Raw genomic sequence first — 5861 nt, 5'->3', positions numbered from 1 at the left:
TATAATACTAATGTAACTATGATCATCAAAAAAGTAAAAATAAAAAAGATATTCCAAGCTAATGGAAATAATAAAATATATCCTAAAAATAGCTTTCTGCTCTTATAAACCAATGGTAATGAAACTAGTAAAGGAAAAGAGAATGGACTGAGTATATAATAATTTAACGTTGTTATGAATCTATATAAATTAGATAACCCTGAAAAGAAAATAGGAATGCATCCCACCATTATTATAAAATACAAAATCATAACTATTTTATTTTTCATTTGTTCTATTCTCCCCTTTTAATAAACTTTTCATCCAAAACTACAATAAAAAGTGTATTATACTTTTTATCTTTGAATCCTAAATCCTCTATTTTTAGTATTATAGTAATTTTAATTATACCCCTATTTTTATTTATTATTAATTTTACTAACTCTTTATATTCTCTATGCAGTATTGAGAAATGTTTCTATCAAAAAATTTAATTTTTTTCTATTTCTCAAATACCTAAACTAAGTAAATAAAAAAGTGTGGCTAAGCCACACTCGGTATTGTTTATGCAATTTCTTCTTGTCTTTCTGCTTTTAATTTTTTTCCGTACTCATCGGCAGTTTTCATTGCTTCTATAAATCTTTCCTTTGTTAAAGGATTTGTTACTGCCCTCTTCCACTCAGTTGTGTTAGGTGCTACTTCTGCTAATTTTTCTAAATCATCATAAGTTAAACCAACATCTTCAAGTGTGATAGGTAATCCTATAGATTTATTGAATTTCGCAATTTTATCCAATTCATCAAATTGTTCTGCATATGCATGTAGCACAAGCACACCAAATGAAACAAGTTCTCCGTGTAGATATTCTTTGTCTCTTGGAACAGCAGTTGATGCATTGTAGAAAATATGTGCAAGAGAAGAATTGTAATAGTACTCTGGTTGATTAGTTAAATTTGAAACATATCCCGTTGCAACAAGTATATCCATTGCTACTTCTTCAATTGCTTGAGTAGATTTATTGTTTCTGCAATCTTCTATAGCTTGCTTTCCATATTTTAAGAAAGGTGCTTCACAACTCTTGCTAAGTGTTAATCCCATTCTTGCTATGTGATCTAATTCTGCATACTTTGTTGCGTATGCAACTTCAGGTTGCTTGCTAAGTCCATCTCCTATCCCTGCCCATAGGTATTCCTCAGGTGCATTGGCAATTATACTTGTTTCAACAAACATATGCACTGGTGCCGGAATTAATTCATAGTGTGAGAAAGTTCTATCGTCATTATATACAACTGAAATTGCTGTCACTGCTGAGCAATTTGAACAGATTGTAGGGAATGAGAAAGCATTTTTATTTAATTGTGCCGCCAATATTTTGCCAGTGTCAGTAGATTTTCCACCGCCAATTGTAAATATTACGTCTGCATTTTGAATTTCTTCTCTATTTTTTAATCTTTCAACATTGCTCATTGTACATTCTTCACCGTATACAAATTCTCCGGTAATTTCTATATCTGAATCTTTAAGAGCTTCTCTTATCTTAGGTGCTGCTGCTTGAAGCGCCCTCTTTCCACCAACTAAAACTACTTTATTGTAGTTGTAATCTCTACAAACTTTTTCTAAATGTGGATATCCTTCTTTTGAAACGCTATAGTTACTCATTTTTACTGTTTTCATCTATATTTATTCTCCCGTATTTTTACTTAAAATCTATTTATAATTTTATTTAACCACTACTCTCCAATTGTGTTCATCTTCAACATCTCCCCATTGAATTCCTGTCAAAGTATCGTACAATTTTTGAGTTAGTTCGCCTGTCTTAAATTCATTTACTTCTACTTTTTCTCCTTTATAGAAAAGTTCGCCTATAGGAGATATTACAGCTGCTGTACCTGTACCCCAAGCTTCTTGAAGTCTTCCTTCTTTTCCAGCTTTCATAAGTTCATATATTTCTAAATGACGTTCTTCAACTTTATATCCCCAATCTTTTACAAGTTGTAAGATTGAGTCTCTTGTAACTCCGGCAAGTACAGTTCCTTCGATTGGAGCTGTTACAACAACGTCGTCTATCAAGAACATTACGTTCATTGAACCCACTTCTTCAACATACTTACGATGAACTCCATCTAACCAAAGTACTTGAGTATATCCAAGTTTTTTAGCTTTCATTTGACCTGCTAAACTTCCTGCGTAGTTTCCACCGCATTTTACAAATCCTGTTCCACCAACCGTTGCTCTTGTAAGTTCGTCTTCTACATATATTTTTATAGGATTAACTCCTTCAGGATAATATGCTCCTACTGGTGAAAGCACAATTATAAATCTATAATTATCTGCTTGGTCTACACCTAATGCAACTTCATTTGCATACATAAAAGGTCTGATGTATAAAGATTCTCCCTCACCTGTTGGAATCCAAGCTTCTTCAACTTTAACTAATTCCTTTATAGCCTCTACAAACATTTCTTCAGGTACACTTGGCATACACATACGCTCATTAGATTTTTCAAATCTCTTTGCATTCATATCAGGTCTAAAAAGATATACCTCTCCATTTTTCCCGCGATATGCTTTAAGTCCTTCAAAAGTCTCTTGTGCATAATGTAGTACCATTGCAGCCGGATCAATAATCATTGGTGCATAAGGTACAATTCTTTCGTCATGCCAACCCTTGCCTTCTTTCCAATCCATTACAAACATATAGTCTGTAAATTTTTTACCAAATCCTAGAGCTCCTTGTGGTTTTTCCTTTAAAGTTTCTGCTTGTTCAAATCTTATATTCATCTTATCCTCCTAAATTTACTCAACTGTACCTAATACTGATGATGGTACTTTCCCATAAGTTCTATTTTTATATACTCCAACTGTTAAAAATGGAATTACTACTACAGCTATCGCCAAATATCCACAGTAGCCATATCCATATTTAATTATATTTGTAAGTCCAACCATTGAAATCGCCATTGAAACAGTGATTATAAATGCTGCAACTATAACTCTTTTCTTAGTTTGACTTGCTATCTTATTAAGTAATTTTGAATTTTCAAATCTTGATACAAATCCAAAAGTAGTTGTTACTCCTGTTGAGATTAAGCAAAGCACCAAACACACTCCATAAATTGCAAACAACCATTTCCAACCTATTGCATTTGTTACCATCAAAGTAGGTAGTGTTGTTCCTCCCTCAACAGTTGTATAAAAACTCTTCCATGAATTTAACATCACAATTGACAATACTAATGCTATTGAGTTAACTGCAAATGAAAATTTCATAGCTTTGCCAACTTGACTTCTATCTTCTAAAACTTTTCCGCATACTATCATTGTTGGAAGGGTTACACATTGAAATCCTGCATATACGAATGAATTTAAAATTGCTTTTGGTAAGTTTTTAAATCCACAACTTCCAAAGTCTTTTGTAAGTACAGTTACAAAATTTTCTCCTTGAAAACTTCCAAGAGTGTATATACTTACTGCTGTTATCAAAATTGCCATTCCCATAAATGTGCTTGCTTTTCTAACTAAATTTGCACCAAATATTGTCAATGACAAAACCAACATCCCAACTACTACAACATAAAACTGATAATTTATGGCAAAGTACTCTTGAAGAGCACTTGCTGCTCCTGATATTGCTGCTGCGATTGCCATTACTACCATGATGTAGAAAAATATTTCAAAAAATACTGACAATTTATCAAACGGATGAAGCAATGTTTTGAAAAGTTCTTTATATGAGCTAATCCCTCTTTGATTAAACATTATCATCGCTTCTCTCATTGTTGCCGTCAACAAAAATATTGCCAATATTGCGCTTATAATTCCCGGCCAACCCAAACTTATAAAAAATGTATTTGCTTGATTTCCTGTGGCGAAACCGCCACCTGCGTGTGCTGAGAATAAAACCATCCCAACTGAAATTGCTGTAAAAATTGACTTGCTACTTGCTTTCATACTTTTTTCCATTTTCTTTTCCTCCAAAATTTTACTTTTCAGCTATTTTGGCAATAAGAAAGCCTCCCGTCTCCATTGCCTATAACAAAAGAGACGAAAGGCTGAAAGCTTCCGCGGTACCACTCTTCTTCATCTTTATGATGCACTTTGATCCAATAATGAATAGCTCTGTAACGGGAGCTCCCGTCTATCTCTACTTAATTTCAAGACAGCCATTTAATGACTAGTTCAACAGATCTCCCCATGTACTTTGCACCAACCAGTACCTCTCTAAGTAGTTTGATTCCATCTACTGCTTCATTTCGTTACGTTTTATAGAACTATAGCAGAGACAAAATTATTTTTCAAGTACTTTCAGCAATTTTTTTATCAAATTTATTCAGTTTTCAAATTTCATTTACAGGTTCAGCATTTGCAAAATTTTTATATTCTCGCTCGCTTAAATATTTTTATTCTTATATGCTCCAACAGTTAGTAGTGGAACCACTATTAATACTATTGCCACATATCCACAGTAACCATATCCGTATTTGATTATATTAGTTAAACCAGCCATTGATATAAGCATTGAAACCGCCAATATAAATACTGCTACCAAAAATCTACGAACCTTTACATCGCTTACACGTTTTAAAACAGATGCGCTTTCAAATCTTGCAACAAATCCAAAGGTTATAGAAACTGCAGAAGATACTAAACAAAGTATTAATGATATAGCGTAAAATACCGTCATCCATTCATATCCCATCGCCTTTGTAGCTGTAAGTGTCGGAAGTGTAGTTCCACCATCAACCACTGTGTAATATGATTTCCAAGATAATAACATTGCAACTGATAATCCCAATGCTAAAGCATTTATAACTGCCGATAACTTCATTGAATTTGAAACTTCATTTTTATTTTTTAGAACTCCTCCACAAGCTACCATAGCTGGAATTTGAACACATTGGAATCCTGCGTATATAAACCCATTCATAAAAGCTTTAGGTAAATTATCAAAACCGCTATTTGCAAAGTCAAGTCTCAATACATTTAAAATTCCATCCCCCTTAAAACTTCCCACTGCATATATAACAAGTGATGTCACTAAAATGACCAACCCCATATAACTTTCAACCACTCTTACTACGCTCGCTCCAAATATCACCAACACAAGAGTCAATGCGCTTACTGCAACCACTCCCGACGCATAGCTAAACCCAAAATATTCTTTAATGGCGCTTGCAGCTCCTGATATGGTAGTTGCAACTACCATAACTACCATGATGTAATAAAATACTTCAAAAGCTATCTCCAATTTATCAAATGGATGATACAACGTTTCAAAAAGTTCTTTATACGACTTCAAACCTCTACTGTTATACATTGTCATTGCCTCTTTTAACATTGCCGTTAATAACAGCATTGCCACTACAGCACTCACAATTCCTGTCCAACCAAGTCCTACAAAATAAGTATTAGCTTGATTTCCGGTTGCAAATCCTCCACCTGCATGAGCTGAAAAAAGTACAAGTGCTATTGAAACAACACCATACATCCCACCATCTTTTCCAAACAATCTTTTCAACATCTTATTACCTCCAATATTTTATACAGGCAATAAAAAAAGCCCTTCGCCTCTATTGCCTTTAACAAAAGAGACGAAAGACTATATAATCCTCCGCGGTACCACTCTTCTTCATCTTTATGATGCACTCTGATCCAATAATGAATAGCTCTGTAACGGGAGCTCCCGATAATACTTACTCAATTCAGCATTACAGCTCAGTGGTGATTTTCAATAATTCTTTTCTGATACTTCGCACCAACCAGTATCTCTCTGATAGAAATTTAATCATTTACTTTTCCACTTCAAAACTTAGTAATGATATGTTACTCCCTAAAAAAATTTTTTGCAAGTAAAATTTTCAAAAAATAAAAATTTTTTTGTT

The 5861-nt window shown here is 33.5% G+C and carries 5 protein-coding genes and 2 other annotated features; all 5 genes read right to left on the bottom strand.

Annotation, left to right across the window (positions count from 1 at the left end; all coding sequences use genetic code 11):
• On the bottom strand, positions 1 to 269 hold a 269-nt coding region (locus tag HMPREF9129_RS12060; protein WP_004822095.1), incomplete at its 3' end, for a hypothetical protein.
• A 274-nt stretch (positions 270 to 543) separates the two neighbouring features.
• On the bottom strand, positions 544 to 1653 hold the full coding sequence (locus tag HMPREF9129_RS07395) for an iron-containing alcohol dehydrogenase family protein (protein ID WP_004822094.1): 1110 nt from the start codon (positions 1651 to 1653) through the stop codon (positions 544 to 546).
• 45 nt (positions 1654 to 1698) lie between these two features.
• Positions 1699 to 2760 carry a branched-chain amino acid aminotransferase gene (locus HMPREF9129_RS07390; protein WP_004822092.1) on the bottom strand — a complete coding sequence of 354 codons (1062 nt, stop codon included), beginning with the start codon at positions 2758 to 2760 and terminating at the stop codon, positions 1699 to 1701.
• Between the two features lie 15 nt (positions 2761 to 2775).
• Positions 2776 to 3942, bottom strand: a complete 1167-nt coding sequence (locus HMPREF9129_RS07385) for a hypothetical protein (RefSeq protein ID WP_004822090.1) — start codon at positions 3940 to 3942, stop codon at positions 2776 to 2778.
• A gap of 74 nt (positions 3943 to 4016) precedes the next feature.
• Positions 4017 to 4245: a binding site (T-box leader), on the bottom strand.
• Positions 4246 to 4369: 124 nt separating this feature from the next.
• The gene (locus HMPREF9129_RS07380; RefSeq protein ID WP_004822088.1) at positions 4370 to 5500 is read right to left on the bottom strand and encodes a YkvI family membrane protein; all 1131 of its coding nucleotides are present in this window, start codon (positions 5498 to 5500) and stop codon (positions 4370 to 4372) included.
• 63 nt (positions 5501 to 5563) lie between these two features.
• Positions 5564 to 5794 (bottom strand) — a binding site (T-box leader).
• Positions 5795 to 5861 lie beyond the last annotated feature (67 nt).

It is taken from the genome of Peptoniphilus indolicus ATCC 29427 (assembly GCF_000227315.1).
GTDB classification, from domain to species: Bacteria; Bacillota; Clostridia; order Tissierellales; family Peptoniphilaceae; genus Peptoniphilus; species Peptoniphilus indolicus.
This window is presented reverse-complemented; position numbering and strand designations above follow the sequence as displayed.